Source organism: Faecalicatena orotica (genome assembly GCF_003149245.1).
GTDB classification, from domain to species: Bacteria; Bacillota; Clostridia; order Lachnospirales; family Lachnospiraceae; genus Faecalicatena_A; species Faecalicatena_A orotica.
Genome location: NZ_QGDL01000004.1, coordinates 73,543 through 88,928, shown reverse-complemented (window position 1 = coordinate 88,928; position 15,386 = coordinate 73,543). Strand labels below are relative to the sequence as shown.

General features: G+C 46.7%; 14 protein-coding genes and 2 tRNA genes. All 16 read left to right on the top strand.

Annotated features, from left to right (window positions below; translation table 11 throughout):
- Positions 1 to 13: 13 nt before the first annotated feature.
- The 16 genes from A8806_RS07955 (at position 14) to A8806_RS07885 (ending at position 15,374) form a co-directional block, all read left to right on the top strand.
- Positions 14 to 1,003, top strand: coding sequence for a hypothetical protein (locus tag A8806_RS07955; RefSeq protein WP_109730662.1), 990 nt, complete (start codon positions 14 to 16; stop codon positions 1,001 to 1,003).
- Between the two features lie 426 nt (positions 1,004 to 1,429).
- On the top strand, positions 1,430 to 2,374 hold the full coding sequence (locus tag A8806_RS07950; RefSeq protein WP_109730661.1) for an NTP transferase domain-containing protein: 945 nt from the start codon (positions 1,430 to 1,432) through the stop codon (positions 2,372 to 2,374).
- A 144-nt stretch (positions 2,375 to 2,518) separates the two neighbouring features.
- The gene (gene modA, locus A8806_RS07945; protein ID WP_109730660.1) at positions 2,519 to 3,433 is read left to right on the top strand and encodes a molybdate ABC transporter substrate-binding protein; all 915 of its coding nucleotides are present in this window, start codon (positions 2,519 to 2,521) and stop codon (positions 3,431 to 3,433) included.
- A gap of 36 nt (positions 3,434 to 3,469) precedes the next feature.
- On the top strand, positions 3,470 to 4,174 hold the full coding sequence (gene modB, locus A8806_RS07940) for a molybdate ABC transporter permease subunit (RefSeq protein WP_109730659.1): 705 nt from the start codon (positions 3,470 to 3,472) through the stop codon (positions 4,172 to 4,174).
- 19 nt (positions 4,175 to 4,193) lie between these two features.
- Entirely contained in the window at positions 4,194 to 5,246 is a 1,053-nt protein-coding gene (locus tag A8806_RS07935; protein WP_109730658.1) for a sulfate/molybdate ABC transporter ATP-binding protein, read from the top strand.
- Positions 5,247 to 5,368: 122 nt separating this feature from the next.
- Positions 5,369 to 5,441, top strand: a tRNA-Ala gene (locus tag A8806_RS07930).
- Positions 5,442 to 5,477: 36 nt separating this feature from the next.
- Positions 5,478 to 5,549 (top strand) — tRNA-Asn (locus A8806_RS07925).
- A 212-nt stretch (positions 5,550 to 5,761) separates the two neighbouring features.
- The gene (locus tag A8806_RS07920; protein WP_109730657.1) at positions 5,762 to 6,172 is read left to right on the top strand and encodes a YbaN family protein; all 411 of its coding nucleotides are present in this window, start codon (positions 5,762 to 5,764) and stop codon (positions 6,170 to 6,172) included.
- Positions 6,173 to 6,262: 90 nt separating this feature from the next.
- Positions 6,263 to 6,385: a hypothetical protein gene (locus A8806_RS26745; protein WP_278321107.1), complete on the top strand. Its 123-nt coding sequence runs from the start codon at positions 6,263 to 6,265 to the stop codon at positions 6,383 to 6,385.
- Positions 6,386 to 6,424: 39 nt separating this feature from the next.
- Positions 6,425 to 8,380, top strand: coding sequence for an NlpC/P60 family protein (locus A8806_RS07915; protein ID WP_242996001.1), 1,956 nt, complete (start codon positions 6,425 to 6,427; stop codon positions 8,378 to 8,380).
- A gap of 161 nt (positions 8,381 to 8,541) precedes the next feature.
- Positions 8,542 to 9,759, top strand: coding sequence for a helix-turn-helix domain-containing protein (locus tag A8806_RS07910; RefSeq protein ID WP_109730656.1), 1,218 nt, complete (start codon positions 8,542 to 8,544; stop codon positions 9,757 to 9,759).
- Positions 9,760 to 9,854: 95 nt separating this feature from the next.
- Positions 9,855 to 11,384 (top strand): alpha-N-arabinofuranosidase, encoded by a 1,530-nt coding sequence (locus tag A8806_RS07905; RefSeq protein WP_109730655.1) that lies wholly within the window; start codon positions 9,855 to 9,857, stop codon positions 11,382 to 11,384.
- Positions 11,385 to 11,431: 47 nt separating this feature from the next.
- Entirely contained in the window at positions 11,432 to 12,040 is a 609-nt protein-coding gene (locus tag A8806_RS07900; RefSeq protein WP_109730654.1) for a hypothetical protein, read from the top strand.
- A 13-nt stretch (positions 12,041 to 12,053) separates the two neighbouring features.
- Positions 12,054 to 13,484 carry an MFS transporter gene (locus A8806_RS07895; protein WP_109730653.1) on the top strand — a complete coding sequence of 477 codons (1,431 nt, stop codon included), beginning with the start codon at positions 12,054 to 12,056 and terminating at the stop codon, positions 13,482 to 13,484.
- Between the two features lie 22 nt (positions 13,485 to 13,506).
- On the top strand, positions 13,507 to 14,433 hold the full coding sequence (locus tag A8806_RS07890) for a nucleoside hydrolase (protein ID WP_109730652.1): 927 nt from the start codon (positions 13,507 to 13,509) through the stop codon (positions 14,431 to 14,433).
- A 17-nt stretch (positions 14,434 to 14,450) separates the two neighbouring features.
- Positions 14,451 to 15,374 carry an ROK family protein gene (locus tag A8806_RS07885; protein ID WP_109730651.1) on the top strand — a complete coding sequence of 308 codons (924 nt, stop codon included), beginning with the start codon at positions 14,451 to 14,453 and terminating at the stop codon, positions 15,372 to 15,374.
- The last annotated feature ends 12 nt before the right edge of the window (positions 15,375 to 15,386 follow it).

Below are 15,386 nucleotides of genomic sequence, written 5' to 3'. Positions count from 1 at the left end.
GAGGTGGTTGAGATTGAAAAAGATAGGGATGCTTCTATGCACGCTGCTGCTGATAACAGGGATTCTGGCAGGGACAGGAGAAACGGTTTTTGCAGAAGCAGACAGGGAGACAACACCTGGAGGAGATATGGAACTGAACGCAGAGGTGCCAAATGAGCATACGGTGAGCGTAGAAAGCCCGGAGGGACGGATTGCAGCGGACGGCGTCTTTCACGAAACGAGCTTTCAGGCGCAGCGGCATGCTGAGATTGTCTATACGGTCATTCCAAATCCGGCAAAGCAGCTGAAAACGCTTACGTATGCCGGGGAAGATGTAACCAGCCAGGTGAAAAACGGCGTTTTCAAAGCGTCAAGACTGGTGCGTGACACAATCCTTACCGCGGTCTATGAGGACGCGCCGAAAGCACCGGATGAGAGAACATATAACTTGACGCTTACAGTCCTTAGGGAGGATACCAGACAGAGTGGGGCAATGGCTCTTGCAGTAATGACTCCTTTAGCAATGGCCCCTGTTGCAATGGCTCCTGCAGCAACGACTCCTGTTGCAGGAGTCACAGTCTCTATCGGTACTGCTTCGGCTATGACGGACGCAGATGGAAAGGCAGTATTTGAGAAGATTTCTTCCGGGATACATCAGGTAATCATAACTGATGCGGATGGAAAACTGATAGGCCACATGGAACTTACCATTGCCTCTGCGAAAGGAACGGAGATTATCCTTGACTGGGATGATAATGGAAATCCCATCATTACGCCTGCAAAGCGGACGAAACAGAGTGCTTTGACCCTTTGGCTGACAGCAGATGGACGGATTACGGTGAAAGAAGGCGGGGTCTCGGATACAACGCTCTGGCCGAAGCCGTCAGGCGGCCCGGCGGATACAACCGGTCTGAAGACCGGCGATGACCGAACCCCCGCCTTGTGGCTTATTTTGCTTGTTTTATCCGGCGCAGGGCTGATGGGGACGCTAGTGTATAGATATAAGCACACCAGTGTAAAATAGGAGTATATCAATCAGGCAATTCCCCGTTGGATTTACCCTGAACGGGGAAAATCCGATGCTGCATGTTTAAATTACAGCATCGGATTTTTCTGTGCCTTTCGATTTCAGGTGATTTACCCTGCATGAATAGTTTGAAGACCTGTCGGGTACGGCGTTTACCTTCCTGCTCTCCTAATTTTTTGCCGATTTTCTCCCCAGCCTTAAGCCCCTTTTTTCAGCACTCAGATTGAGTAATGTATTATATGCTTCAGTTTCTGACGAGAGTATATCACTAGATAAGGGAAAGCGCAATTAGGCAATTTGACAAATTGAAATTGGAGATAAATACCAGACATTACTTGCCTATTCTGAGAATATCTAATATAATAGTATCATGTTTGGAGGATTATATTGTAAAACGAAACTGACATACATGGAGGTGGGTGCATGAAGAAGACTGGTGCGGTTATTGTTGCCGCCGGACAGTCATTGAGGATGAAAGATTTTAAGCCCATGCTTCCTTTCGGGGATTCTACGATTGCCATTCATATTGTGACGATGCTTAAGAAGCTGGGAGTCGATCCTGTTGTCGTTGTGACAGGGTACCGGGCCCGGGAACTGCAAGAGCATCTTTTTTATACGGGCGTTCAGTTTGTGAAAAACGAACGATATGAGACGACGGAAATGTTTGACTCGGTGGTTCTGGGAGTACGCAAGATTGCAGGAGAATGTGAACGGATTCTGATTATGCCCGCGGATATACCTGCGATCAAGCCGGAGACGATGCGGCAGGTGCTGATGATCGATGGAAAGATTGTGCGGACTATTTATCACGGAAAGCACGGGCACCCGATTATTATGCACAGGGATGTGGCAGAATCTTTGATGAAATATGATGGCGGTGGCGGGCTCATGGGGGCGGTCAGAGCCTCCCAGATACCGGTTACGGATGTGGAGGTTGAGGATGAAGGTGTCTGTCGGGATATAGATACAAAGGATGAGTATCAGGAACTTCTGGAATGGAATTACGGCAGGGGGGAAGGATATCCGGTCAGGCCGAAGGCCCAGGTTAAACTGATGGCTAACAAGGCATTCTTTGGTCCGGGGATTTACCAGCTGATGGAACTGCTCGGACAGACGGGGTCACTTCAGGAGGCCTGTCTTCAGATGGGGCTTTCCTACAGTAAGGGCAGCAGGATCATTAAAGAGGCAGAACGCCAGCTGGGGTTCCCGCTGACAGAACGCTGGACAGGCGGGCAGGGTGGCGGCGGCTCGAGGCTGACAAAAGAAGGAAAGAAACTGGTGGAGAATTACCGGGATATGGTTTCGGAGGTTCAGGCATATACGGATGAGGTCTATCAGAAGTATTTCGGAAAAGGATTCCGGGATTAGATAATCAGGAGGGCAGGCAAAATTTTCAAAGCCTGCCTGACATGTGGAAGAAGAAACACGGATTTATAATCCGTTTTTCTTTCAAACCGTACTGTTTTTAAAAATAGAACGGTTTGAAAAAATATATAAAAGGAGAGAAGAATTATGAAAAAGCGTATTTTAGCAGCAATGATGGCGGCGATGCTGGTATTCAGCCTGGCCGGGTGTTCAGGAGGTTCTGGCTCTGACGCAAAGAAAGATGATGTAAAACAGGAAGATGAGGTTCAGGACAAGAAAAAAGATGCGGGTGCAGACCAGCTGGATGAAACAGAAATACAGGTGTTCATAGCAGCCAGCCTGAATACGGTAATGACAGAACTTGCAGATATGTATCATGAGAAGCAGCCAAATGTAAAGATTACTTTTAATGCAGACAGCTCAGGAACACTCCTGACCCAGATTCAGGAAGGCTATGAATGTGATATCTTCTTTTCTGCGGCACAGAAGCAGATGGACACACTGGAGGGCGACGGACTCGTAAAAGAGGGGACGAGGGCCAATGTATTAAACAACCAGGTCGTTGTTGTGACGCTGAAGGACAGCAAAACAAAGGTGACAGGACTTGAGAATTTGAAGGATGCACAGAGTATTGCCCTTGCAGGAGGAAGTGTGCCTGTAGGTAAATATACAAGACAGGCACTGATCAACCTCGGTATATTAGAAAAGACAGACGAACCCGATACAATTACAACAGAACAGATATCTGAAGCTCTCGGCGGTGTTGAAATCAGCGAACAGGATAACGTAAGCAAAGTTCTTTCCGCGGTTGTGGAAGGCTCCTGTGAGGTTGGAACAACCTACTATTCAGATACCTATGGCTTCGAAGATGAACTGGACATTCTGGAGACAGTCAGCTATGATTTAACAGGAAATGTAATCTACCCGGTATGCCAGGTAGTGAATGACGAGGCAGACGACCTGCAGGCAAAAGCGGCGGAAGATTTTTATAAATTTATACTGTCCAACGAGGCAAAAACAGTGTTTGAGTCCTATTATTTTGATACGGATGTAGAGAGATAGAAGAAAAGAAATATTTAATCCCGGGAGGAAACGGAAATGGATGAGATTATAGAAATCATAAAGGAACTCGACTGGAGTCCGTTGTACATATCTCTGAAGACAGGAGTAGTTGCGACGATTATTTCATTCTTCCTGGGAATCTATGCGGCCAGAAAAGTACTGAAGGCGGGGCCGAAGATGAAGGCGGTAGCAGACGGGATTCTGACACTGCCTATGGTCCTGCCTCCGACGGTGGCGGGTTTCTTCCTTCTTTTGCTGTTCAGCCGGAGAAGACCGCTTGGCATTTTTTTATTTGAGACCTTTGACCTCAAGATTGTGCAGACGTGGACCGGCTGTATAATTGCCGCGACAGTGATTGCTTTCCCACTGATGTACCGCAATGCACGGGCTGCATTTGAGCAGATCGACGTAAACCTGATCTATGCGGCGAGGACGCTGGGGATGAGCGAGACCGCGATCTTCTGGAAGGTGGCCGTTCCGTCCGCGGGACCGGGCATCATGTCGGGGACGATCCTGACATTTGCGAGGGCGATGGGCGAGTACGGGGCTACCTCCATGCTTGCCGGAAACATACCGGGCAAGACGGGGACGATATCCCAGAGAATAGCGATGGTCATACAGGACGGAAATTACCTCACTGCAGGCGTCTGGGTTGTCATCGTGATGCTGATTGCATTTGGGATCATATTTCTGATGAACTTGTTAAGCGGTAAAAATATGAAGCACATAAAGCGCTGGTAGGGACGGGAGAAGTTAAGCAATGGCTGTTGACATAACATTTCAGGAAAAACTGGGGAATTTTACACTCAGTATGAACTTAAAGAGTGAGAGCCGACGGATCGGGATACTGGGTGCCTCAGGCTGTGGGAAAAGCATGACGCTAAAGAGTATAGCGGGGATTGTAAAGCCGGATACGGGGAAGATAGTGATCGATGATAAGGTACTGTTTGACTCGGCACATAAAGTAAATTTAAAGCCCCAGAACAGGAAAGTCGGATATCTGTTCCAGAATTATGCCTTGTTTCCTACGATGACTGTAAAATCCAATATCGCAGCAGGGCTGAGGGGGACGAAGCAGGAAAAAAGTAAAAGGGTCTGTGAGATGCTTAAGAAGTTCCAATTGGAAGGTCTGGAGGACCGACTTCCGGGGGAACTGTCCGGGGGCCAGCAGCAGCGTGTCGCGTTAGCCAGAATCATGGCATATGAACCGGGGGTGATCCTTCTGGACGAACCGTTTTCGGCGTTGGATGTGTTCCTGAAGGACCGGCTCCAGCAGGAAATGATTGAAATGCTGGAGGATTACAAAGGTACAGTCATACTTGTTTCACACAGCAGAGATGAGATATACCGGTTCTGTGAGGAACTTCTCATCATGGATGCCGGGAAAGTAATCTGTTTCGGCAAAACAAAGGAGATATTTGCGGATCCGCAGTGGAAGGAAGCCGCACGGCTGACCGGATGCAAGAATATCACCAATGTAAACCGTCTGGATGATAAGACACTCGAAGTCCCGGACTGGGGGATACGCCTTAAACTGAAAAGAAAGGTCCCGGAAGATATATGCTGCATCGGATTTAGAGCCCATGAATTCATACCTGTGTGGGGGGAACCGACTGTAAACAGCCTTCCTGTGAAACTGAGCAGTATGGCTGAGCTTCAGTTTGAGAGGAAGTATTTTCTAAAAGGCTGCAGCGGGGATATGGAGGAAATATGCTGGTTTGTGCAGAGAGAATGGTGGGACAGGCTTGACGAAAAGGGCCTGCCGGATTATCTGGAGATACCAGAGGATAAAATACTGCTGCTGAAAGGGTAAAAGCCTTTCAGCAGATATTTCAATTTCTCGGATAAAAAATCAAAAGAAATATTTGAAAATGTATTGACATAATTTGTATAATATGATATTTTATAAAAGTTGTTAAAAGCAATACACTTTTCGGGGGATTAGCTCAGTTGGGAGAGCGCCTGCCTTGCAAGCAGGAGGTCACGAGTTCGAATCTCGTATTCTCCATTTCGTTCCAGTTTGGAACAAATCAAATTCATATAATCCTCGATAGCTCAGTGGTAGAGCATTCGGCTGTTAACCGAAGGGTCGTTGGTTCGAACCCAACTCGGGGAGCTTAAGAAGCATCTCATAGACATTAAGTTTATGGGATGTTTTTGTATTATATAGAAAAAACAGATATAATGAGAAAAATTCTCAATTATATCTGTTTTATTTTTTTCAAAATATAGTATTATTAATATACAATGTTAGGCAAAACTAACCAATCTGTAAAATGGATTGGGGTACAGGTCATTTTTAAGATGGCATATGAAGGAGGATCATTTATGAAGAAGAACCCACTAAAAATATTCTGGATCATTTTAGGATTTCTGACACTCGCTATGGGGACGGTTGGCATAGTTCTGCCGATTCTGCCTACAGTGCCTTTTTATATGGCGACAGTGTTCTGTTTTGCAAAAAGTTCAAAACGTCTGCACAGTTGGTTTCTGCAGACAAAATTATATCAGAAACATCTGGAGAGTTTTGTAAAGCAGAAAGCAATGACAATGAAAACAAAGTTTTCTATCATAGGGATGGTAACGGCTGTCATGGCGGTCGGATTTATTCTGATGAGCAATGTCCCGGTTGGGAGAATCTGTCTCGCGGTTGTCTGGGTATGCCATGTACTGTATTTTTTCCTGCGGGTGAAGACTATAAAACCGGAATCAGATCGAGAAATAAGATTGCAATTATAAACCGCCGGGAGTACAATAAAAAGATAGAGATCATACGGAAGATTACGCAGGAAAGATTCCGGTTTAGAACGGCGGGAGGAATTAATTAGGATGAAGGCAAAAGAATACAAGAGAGTTCTGGCAGTAGTATTATCAGCTGGCATGATTACGGTACAGGCAGCACCTGTACTGGCAGCGGATATATCAGGCGGACAGACAGCGGGTCAGGCGTAGGCAGAGGAAAGTGGTAAGGCAGAACTTCCAAAGCAGGCTTTGACAATTGACGGTACAGAGACGATGGTCGATATTTCAGAAGAGGTCCTTGCCATGCTGGAGGATGGTTCCGTTTACCTGGATGAGGAGACCGGATATCTGCTCGATAAAGAGACAAAGATAAAAGTCGATCCGGTAACCGGCGAACGTGAAGATGAAAAGGAACAGGGCAGCACGGGCAGCGAAGGAGAGCCAGAGAAGCCGGAGGGCAGTACTCCGGGAGATAAAGACGAAGGCGGTAAGGGCGACGGTTCCGGTTCTGTCGAAGAAGGGAAAGGTGACGGCCAGAACGGCAGCAGCTCAGGCGATGAAAATCAGAATCAGGATGGTTCTGTAAACGAAGGCGGAAGCACACCGGATGATTCTATTTCACCGGAAGATCCGGCTCAGTCAGAGAAACCGTCAGATGCTGAAGGAACAGAGGACAAAAAAGAAGATGACAGTAAGAAGCAGGAGGCGGAAGATGCGAATAAGCCGTCTACAAATGCAGCACTGGTAGCCGGACAGCAGATCATACGGATTCCAAATGTAAAGAAGGATTTCCGGTTCTGGACAGTGGCAAGACGATATGCATTTGCCCGTACATCCGTGAATGTCAGGGAAGAGATGACAGCAGATGCACGTGCTGTAGGTTCTCTTAACAAGGACGGGCTTTTATATGTCCTTCAGGAGGAAAAAGGCGGCTGGCTGTATGTGGAGTCAGGTACTGTCAGGGGATTTGTGAAAGCGGATGAGGTTCTGCGTGGTGATGATGCACAGAAGCTTTTGAAGGAATTCCAGAATCAGGCAAAGGAAAAGGCTGAGAAAGAGAAAAAAGAGTATACCGGAATTGAGACTGTCGTCACTCTTGCAAAGGAACTTGTTCCTCAGGGTGAGAATGAGGCATTTTTACATACACATGCGACTGTGAACAGGACAGTGGTGGACAAGAAATATGCGCTGACCACAATCGGCCTTTTGAATGTGAGAGAAGGCAAAGGAATGAATTCCCGTATTGTCGGAACACTAAAAGCGGACAGTCTGTGCTATATCCTCGCCGATGAGAATGAGGAGTGGGTATATGTAGAATCAGGCGATGTCAGGGGATTCGTAAACAAGAGATATCTGAAGACCGGAAAAGATGTGGACAGGCAGATCGAAAAAAGCGGGGAGGATAGTTTCCCGACTGCGAGTGAGATTATTGAACCGGAGAACAATCAGGCATGTTATTATACGCTGACTTCCGTGAAGTCGGGCGTACCGGGAGCGGAAGTGAGAGAGTCTCTGGTAGAGTATGCCTCACAGTTTATTGGCAATCCCTATATCTGGGGCGGGACCAGCCTGACAGAAGGGGCGGACTGTTCCGGGTTTGTACAGAGCATCTATAAGCAGTATGGTTATGACCTTCCGAGAGTGGCTGAGGACCAGGCACAGTACGGAACGAAGATTCCGGTCGGGGATGCAAAGCCCGGTGATTTGATTTTCTATGCAAAGGACGGACATATCCACCACGTAGTAATTTATGCCGGAGACAGCAGGACAGTCGAAGCGATGGGAACTGATTATGGGATCGTACAAGGCAGTGTGGATAAAAACGAGGCAGTCTGGGCGACACGTGTACTGGATGACAGCAGTTACGCATATGCAGGCAGCATCGGGGAGGTAAATGCCACGGATGATATGTACGGTGAGGACCTCGGTGATTTTGAACTGACTTATTATTGTTCCTGTGAGATCTGCTGCGACGTGGAGACCGGGATAACTGCGACAGGGACACCGGTTGTGGAAGGCCGGACGATCGCGGTTGATCCGGATGTGATACCTTATGGAACGAAGGTCATCATAGGGGGACATGTATTTACAGCAGAAGACTGCGGCGGAGCTATAAAAGGGAAACATATTGATATTTATGTAAATGACCATGAGAGGGCACTCTCGATGGGAGTGAATCAGGCACAGGTCCACCTTGTAAAATAAAAGAGGCTGTTCATTTCCGCCGGAGGCGGGGAGTGATAGAACAATATACAATAGGAAAAAGAGATATGTGATGCCCAGGCGGCACATATCTCTTTTTTGTTGGTATTCTGTGTGTTATGCATTAGAATATATGTAAAAGATTGATAAAAGAGGAGATAGAGATGTCAGATTTAATGAGAAAATTAGAACTTTTGTGGGGATTACCGTTATTCTATACCTCCGATGAAGAGATGGATGTAAAAAGCTTCGGAACGTTTCTGGACCAGGAAAGTCCCTTCCTCCACTCTGGAGAACTGGCCCGGTATTTAATAGAGAAAAGCCGGAAACAGGATATCCCTGTGATCTATAAGGATGATACAAAGGTCTATTTTGCTGCAGTGAAATCTGGGGGAGGTTATTATCTCACAGGACCGGTCTGTACGGAGGAGTTAAGCTATGAGGAAATTCACAGCTACTACAAAGCCTATCATATCAGCCATGAGTATGAGAAGCCGCCGGTTACAATATCACTTCTCAAGATACTGAACTTTGTCAGTTTTCTCTATGAGCTTCTGGAAAATGTAAGTCTGGGCGTGGACACTTTAATGGTCGGAAATAATCTGGCCGAAGATAAAAAAGAGCTGAATGAAAAAGAAGATGCCATGATGGAGCTGCGAAAAATAGATGATGAAATATACCACCATACATACCGGGAGGAGCGATATGTGATGGACTGCGTGCGTGAAGGAGACACGAAACATGTTCTGGAGCGCATGGATGCCCTTGTCGAGGGCGCAGGGATGCTGTCTGTGAAAAGACTGAACCACCAGCGGAATTTGGCGATTGTTTCCGTGACAGCCGTGACAAGGGAAGCGATTGCAGGAGGCGTATCCCCGGCAGAGTCATACCGGTTAAGCGATTTATATATTAACCGTATCGACCGATGCACAAGGATGGACCAGATGGTGGAGTATATGCGCAGAAGTGTGCTCGACTTCACGAAACTTGTGGCAGAAACGAAGGAGAAAAAGGCCTCTTCCAATTATACAGAACAATGCAGGGATTACATTCACCAGAATTACCACCATAAAATTTATCTGGAAGATGCGGCAAGGGCAATCGGTATCAGCCCGGGGCACCTTACGAGGGTTTTCCGCAGTGACACCGGAATGAGTGTGCAGGATTATATTCAGAAAGTCCGTGTAGAGCGCGCAGCCAACCTGTTGAAGTATTCAGAAGCAAGTCTGTCAGAAATCAGCGATTATGTGTGCTTTTATTCCCAGAGCCATTTCGGGAGCGTATTCAAAAAATATATGAAGATGACACCCAGACAGTACAGAGAAAAGTATAAGCAGAAAGAATTCCGTTCAGAGGATACAGGAAATGGAGCAAATATGTAAGTAAGATGTTCGGATTTTGACAATAATGCTGTTATTTTAATATAAAGTTCCTGCTTTCTTAAGTACAATGTCAATAACAGATAGAGGAGGAAAACATGAACACAGTTGAAATCAAGATTGACAGTAAGAAAGGTAAAATCAGCAAAGAGCTTCACGGACATTTTATCGAATTCCTTGGCAGTTGTATTTATGACGGAATATGGGTGGGTGAAGAGTCAAAGATCCCTAATTACAACGGTCTGAGAAAAGATGTGGTGGATGCCCTGAAAAGGCTGCAGCCTCCGGTTATACGATGGCCGGGCGGATGTTATGCAGACACCTACCACTGGCGAAATGGAATCGGTCCGGGAAATGAGCGTCCAGTAACTTATAATGAGAATTTCGGGACCTATGAACTGGATTCCAACCAGTTTGGAACGCATGAATTTATTAGGCTGTGCGAGCTTACGGGGGCCAGACCCTGGCTGAACATTAACATGATGACTTCTGGTACAGAAGAAATGCGGGAATGGATGGAGTACTGCAACAGAGAGGATGAAACTTCACTTGCAAAAGAGCGTAAGCAGAACGGGGCAGAGAAACCCTTTGGCGTGGAACTATGGGGAATAGGCAACGAGGTCTGGGCAGGCGGCGGATGTATGACACCGGAAAGCTATGCGAATGAATACCGGAAATATGCTTCTGCGTTTCCCAACTTTATTTCTCTGGAGAACGGCGGGAAACCTAAGACAGAAATGAAGAGAATCGCATCAGGACCGGACGGGAACAAGCCGAAGGAACGAGTGGAATGGACGAAGCAGTTTTTCCAGGAGCTTGGAAAATTCAGAAGGCCGCCTTTGGACGGATACGACTTACATTTTTATAACTGGAATCTGGAAAATCTCGAACAAAAGGAAACCGAATTTGATGAACGTGACTGGGACCTGGTGATTAAGGGATGTCTGGAGCTTGATGAAGTGATACAGGAACAGGCGGCGCTAATCCGTGAGGGAATCGAGGCGCTTCCGGAGGAAGAAGGATTTTTTAAGACTCCAAAGCCGGACTGTGATTTGATCATAGGAGAATGGGGCAACTGGCATGGAGCCGCTTTTTCAAACAGACCGGCTCTGTACCAGCAGTGTACAATGCGCGATGCTATTACAACGGCGCTTACTCTGGATATCCTTCATAAAAATTGTGAGAGCGTGAAAATGGCGTGCGTAGCACAGACTGTCAATGTGCTGAATTCCTTATTCCTTACGGAAGGCGAAACATGTATACTGACACCGAATTACGATGTATTCAATATGTACAAAGTGCACCGGGAAGGCTTAGGTTTGGAAACAGTCGGAGAGACATCTGATAAAACATTTATTTTTGCTTCTGAGAAAGAGGAAGGAATTTTTGTGAACCTGATCAATGCTGATATGGAAAAAGATCAGGAAATCGTGATTGCATTTTCAGATGATGTACAGTATGTGTCCGGGCAGATCCTTGAAAGTGAAGATCCCCACGACTGCAATACAAAAGAGGAACCGGACAAAATCCGCGAAAAGACAGGACGGGCGCCGTCCCGCAGGGAGAATGATTTTGCAGTGCGTCTGCCAAAGGCTTCCATACAGGTTATGCATTTTGTAAGAAAATAAGAGTAACAGGACGATTATGGTTCCTAAAAGGGGAACAGGAGGAAATAATGGCTCAGTTTCAGGATAAAAAGAAGGAATTTGCAGCGTACCGTATGCTGCTGGCAGGCGTAAATCTTGTATTAGATATGGCGATTGTACTTTGCGCCGCAATATTGATGCCACAGATGAGTGCATTTGCCATGTGCCTGATCTGCTTTGTGGTCGCAGCCGGATCACTGATTTTTCAGATTCGTATCGACCACACGCTGATCTTCACCGGACAGTTTCTGGTTGAGGACGGCGATTCCCTTTATGCAGTGATTGGAACGTTTGGGCTCGGTTTTGGCAGGCGTCACCGCAGGAAACGGCAGGTCAATGCCTATCGTTATTACTATATGGACAGCGTCAGGGAGACAGTCAACAGGTCGTACGGTATCCGTGTGAAAGCGGATGTCTGGACGGCCGGTAACAACATCATCGATGCAGATCAAAGCGTCTTTGGCACACCGGGGGCCATGAAGCAGCTTTTGATGGAACAGGGAAAGAAGAAGACGGTTGTGTTCCGCATAGAACATAACCTGACAGAGAAGGAAGAAACACGGCTTCTGAAGGAGCTTTATAACTTAAAGGAGGCAGCAGGCACGATGAAGCCGGTTACTGCCGCAGCAGGAGAATAGAGGAGGAAGAAAAATGCAGCAATTAAAACACGAACCGTCATATTATAAAACAACTAGCTTTAAATGGAGACAGCGTATCGGATTCGGAATCAGTGACTATGCCTGTAATCTGGCGTATCTGCTGGCAAATACATACCTGTTGTTTTACTATACGAACTGTGCAGGCATCTCTGCCGGTGCCGCAGGATTTATGTTTGTTATTACAAAATTTATTGATGCCCTGACAGACTACATGGTTGGATCATTTGTAGATCATACAGATACTAAAATGGGACGTTACCGCCCGTGGATGCTGGCAGGCGCTCCTGTACTTGCAATTGGAATGGTTCTTCTGTTTTCTGTTCCTACCGGCTGGGGTGCAGGCTCCAAACTGGCATGGGCTTACATTACATATATCATTTTTTCATTTGGCTACACGCTGGTAAATATCCCGATGGCGCCGATTGTAACAGCATTATCACCGGTACCGTCAGAGAGAACGAATATTGCAACAACACGTATGGTTTTCGCAAACCTGGGATCACTGACTTCTTCCCTGTTTGTCATTCCAATGGTTTACTTCTTTGCAGGGTCTTCTGATGCAACAGGCGCTGCCCTTGCAGCAGGATACAGAAACACCAATATTGTACTGGGAATCATTGTCGTAGCAATCATGTGCATCTGCGTTTTCAGTACTGTGGAAATCAACCCGCCTACACAGTCTGCACAGAAGACGTCTTTTTTGCAGGATATGGGCAACGTATTTAAAAACAAATATTACATCATGCTTCTGTTCCTCGTATATTTCCTGTTCGTAGGTTATCTGGGAATGTATGGTGCGATGCAGTATTACTATAGTTATATTGTCGGCGATGTGAGTGCGATGCCGACAGCCTTATCCCTCTTGACGATACTGGCAATTCCGACGATGCTGCTTGCTGCATTTTTGAATGGAAAAGGGATTCACAAGGTAAAACTGATGCAGTTCGGCGCTGTCGTGGATGCAATCGGTTACGGTGTATTATTCTTTACCTCAAACGGAACCGTAGCGACAATCGCACTGGCTGTCATCGGACTTGGATTTGGATTCCGTTCCAGTATGTTCTACTCCATGATGCCGGACATCTTCGATTACACAGAATGGAAATGCGGAAAGAGTCTTGCGGGTACACAGACTGCTATCTCCGGTTTCCTGAATAAACTTGCAAGTGCGTCGGCTTCAGCCATTGTATCCGCTCTTCTCGTCTGGGGCGCATATGATGCAGGCGCTATGGATAAGGCACTCTCGGCAGGACAGAACCTTGCACAGATGTTTCCAAAGACCCAGACAGCGATCAACTTTGCGTTCGGAGGACTGTCACTGGTGTCAACAATTATTGCCATCATCGTTCTGATTCCTTATGATCTCGATAAGAAGTATCCGGAAATCCGTGCGGAACTGGATAAACGGCAGATGGCTGATTAAAATGGTTATGAAAGGAGAAGTCATGTGGGATTACGCATATACAGTTCCGGAAAATAAAAAAGTAAGGGTCATTGTGCATACAGATTGTAAAAATGAGGCAGATGACCAGTTTGCGGTGGCACATCATCTGATGACCCCGAGATTTGATATCAGAGGCATAGCTGCCGGACACTTCTGTAAGAATCCTCAGGAATATGGGGAACTAGGCACTGCGCAGGCAAGCTATGATGAAATATTGAAAGTTATGGAATTAATGGGTGTGAAGGATCAGTGTCCTGTCGTTCTGGGTGCTCCCAAAGGATTGGAAGACGAGCATACACCGATCGACAGTCCTGCAGCACGCTTCATTATACAGGAGGCGATGAAAGAGGATGCGCGTCCGCTGTACGTCGCCTGCCAGGGTGCGGTCACGGACGTGGCTTCGGCACTGCTTCTTGCACCAGAGATTGCGGACCGCATGACTGTCATCTGGATTGGCGGAGGAGATTATCCGGAGGGCGGGTTCGAGTTTAACCTGCTCATGGATATACATGCCGCAAACGTGATTTTTTCTTCACATGTACCGCTGTGGCAGGTACCGAAAAGCCTGTATAAAGTCATGGCAGTTTCTCTGGCTGAGCTGCAGATGAAAGTCCGTCCCTGCGGGAAAATCGGGAAATATCTGTTTGAACAGATGGTGGAATTTAACCAAAAGGCGGCAGCTTATGAGATGGAATGGCCCCACGGGGAAATCTGGGGACTGGGGGATCAGGGAACAATCGCGGTCCTCATGGAAGAGTTGGAGAAGGTAAGCTATGATTTAGTTCCCGCACCGCGAATCGCAGAAGATATGACTTATATTTACGGGCAGAATAACCGGGAAATCCGGGTGTACAAATATCTGGATGCCCGGCTGACACTGGAAGATTTCTTTGCAAAGCTTTATATCAACTTTGGAAATGAAAAGTAACATGGAAGGTTAAGAACATGAAGAACTATCTTGTATTTGATGCCGGCGGTACCTTTACGAAGTATGCCATGATGGATGAGAATGCCATTATTCTGGAAAAAGATAAGGTACCTACCCCGGCTTATGAGAACCATACAAAAGAAGATTTCTATCAGATTTTGAATTCCGTTGTAGAAAAATACAGGTCCCGTATATCGGGGATTGCCGTCAGTATGCCGGGAATGCTGGATAACAAGACAGGGTATTGTGTGACGGCAGGATACCTGCCTTACCTCTGCGGCAGTTCCGTGGCAGTGGAGCTGTCTAAGCGGTATGGAATGCCTGTGAGTGTGGAAAATGATGGGAAATGTGCTGCCCTGGCTGAATACTGGAAGGGAAGCCTGAAAGATTGTACGAACGGGGCCGTGGTAGTTCTCGGGTCCGGTGTCGCAGGGGGAATTATCCTAAATGGCAGGATTTACCGGGGGAACCGCTTTACAGCGGGGGAATACAGCTATATTTGCACGAAAGACGATCTGCCTCAGGAAATGGACAGCTACTGGGGGATATCGGGAGGGGCACAGGGTCTGGCCCGGGCAGTGGCAAAGTATACAGGTGTGGATTGGGAAAGTTATGACGGCATCAGCATATTCAGCATGGCAAACGAGGGAGACGAGCTTGTTTTAAAGGGGCTGAAGGATTATACAGATGCCCTTGCAGTCCAAATTTATAACCTGAATATTCTCCTTGATTTAGACATCATTGCAATCGGAGGGGGAATCAGCCAGCAGCCTTTGCTCCTGGAATATGTAAACAAAAGTATGACAGAACTGACAGGGAAGATCCCGTTGAGAAGCGTCAGCCCGTATGTACCGGTACCGCGAATTACGAATTGCAGATATTACAATGATGCGAATCTGATCGGGGCATTGTATCATTATAGAAATATTTATAACTCATAACCATGAAAGGAG

Coding starts and splice junctions, on each gene's coding strand:
- A8806_RS07950 (WP_109730661.1), top strand. CDS start 1,430: ATGAAGAAGACTGGTGCGGTTATTGTTGCCGCCGGACAGTCATTGAGG.
- modA (WP_109730660.1), top strand. CDS start 2,519: ATGAAAAAGCGTATTTTAGCAGCAATGATGGCGGCGATGCTGGTATTC.
- modB (WP_109730659.1), top strand. CDS start 3,470: ATGGATGAGATTATAGAAATCATAAAGGAACTCGACTGGAGTCCGTTG.
- A8806_RS07935 (WP_109730658.1), top strand. CDS start 4,194: ATGGCTGTTGACATAACATTTCAGGAAAAACTGGGGAATTTTACACTC.
- A8806_RS07920 (WP_109730657.1), top strand. CDS start 5,762: ATGAAGAAGAACCCACTAAAAATATTCTGGATCATTTTAGGATTTCTG.
- A8806_RS26745 (WP_278321107.1), top strand. CDS start 6,263: ATGAAGGCAAAAGAATACAAGAGAGTTCTGGCAGTAGTATTATCAGCT.
- A8806_RS07910 (WP_109730656.1), top strand. CDS start 8,542: ATGTCAGATTTAATGAGAAAATTAGAACTTTTGTGGGGATTACCGTTA.
- A8806_RS07905 (WP_109730655.1), top strand. CDS start 9,855: ATGAACACAGTTGAAATCAAGATTGACAGTAAGAAAGGTAAAATCAGC.
- A8806_RS07900 (WP_109730654.1), top strand. CDS start 11,432: ATGGCTCAGTTTCAGGATAAAAAGAAGGAATTTGCAGCGTACCGTATG.
- A8806_RS07895 (WP_109730653.1), top strand. CDS start 12,054: ATGCAGCAATTAAAACACGAACCGTCATATTATAAAACAACTAGCTTT.
- A8806_RS07890 (WP_109730652.1), top strand. CDS start 13,507: ATGTGGGATTACGCATATACAGTTCCGGAAAATAAAAAAGTAAGGGTC.
- A8806_RS07885 (WP_109730651.1), top strand. CDS start 14,451: ATGAAGAACTATCTTGTATTTGATGCCGGCGGTACCTTTACGAAGTAT.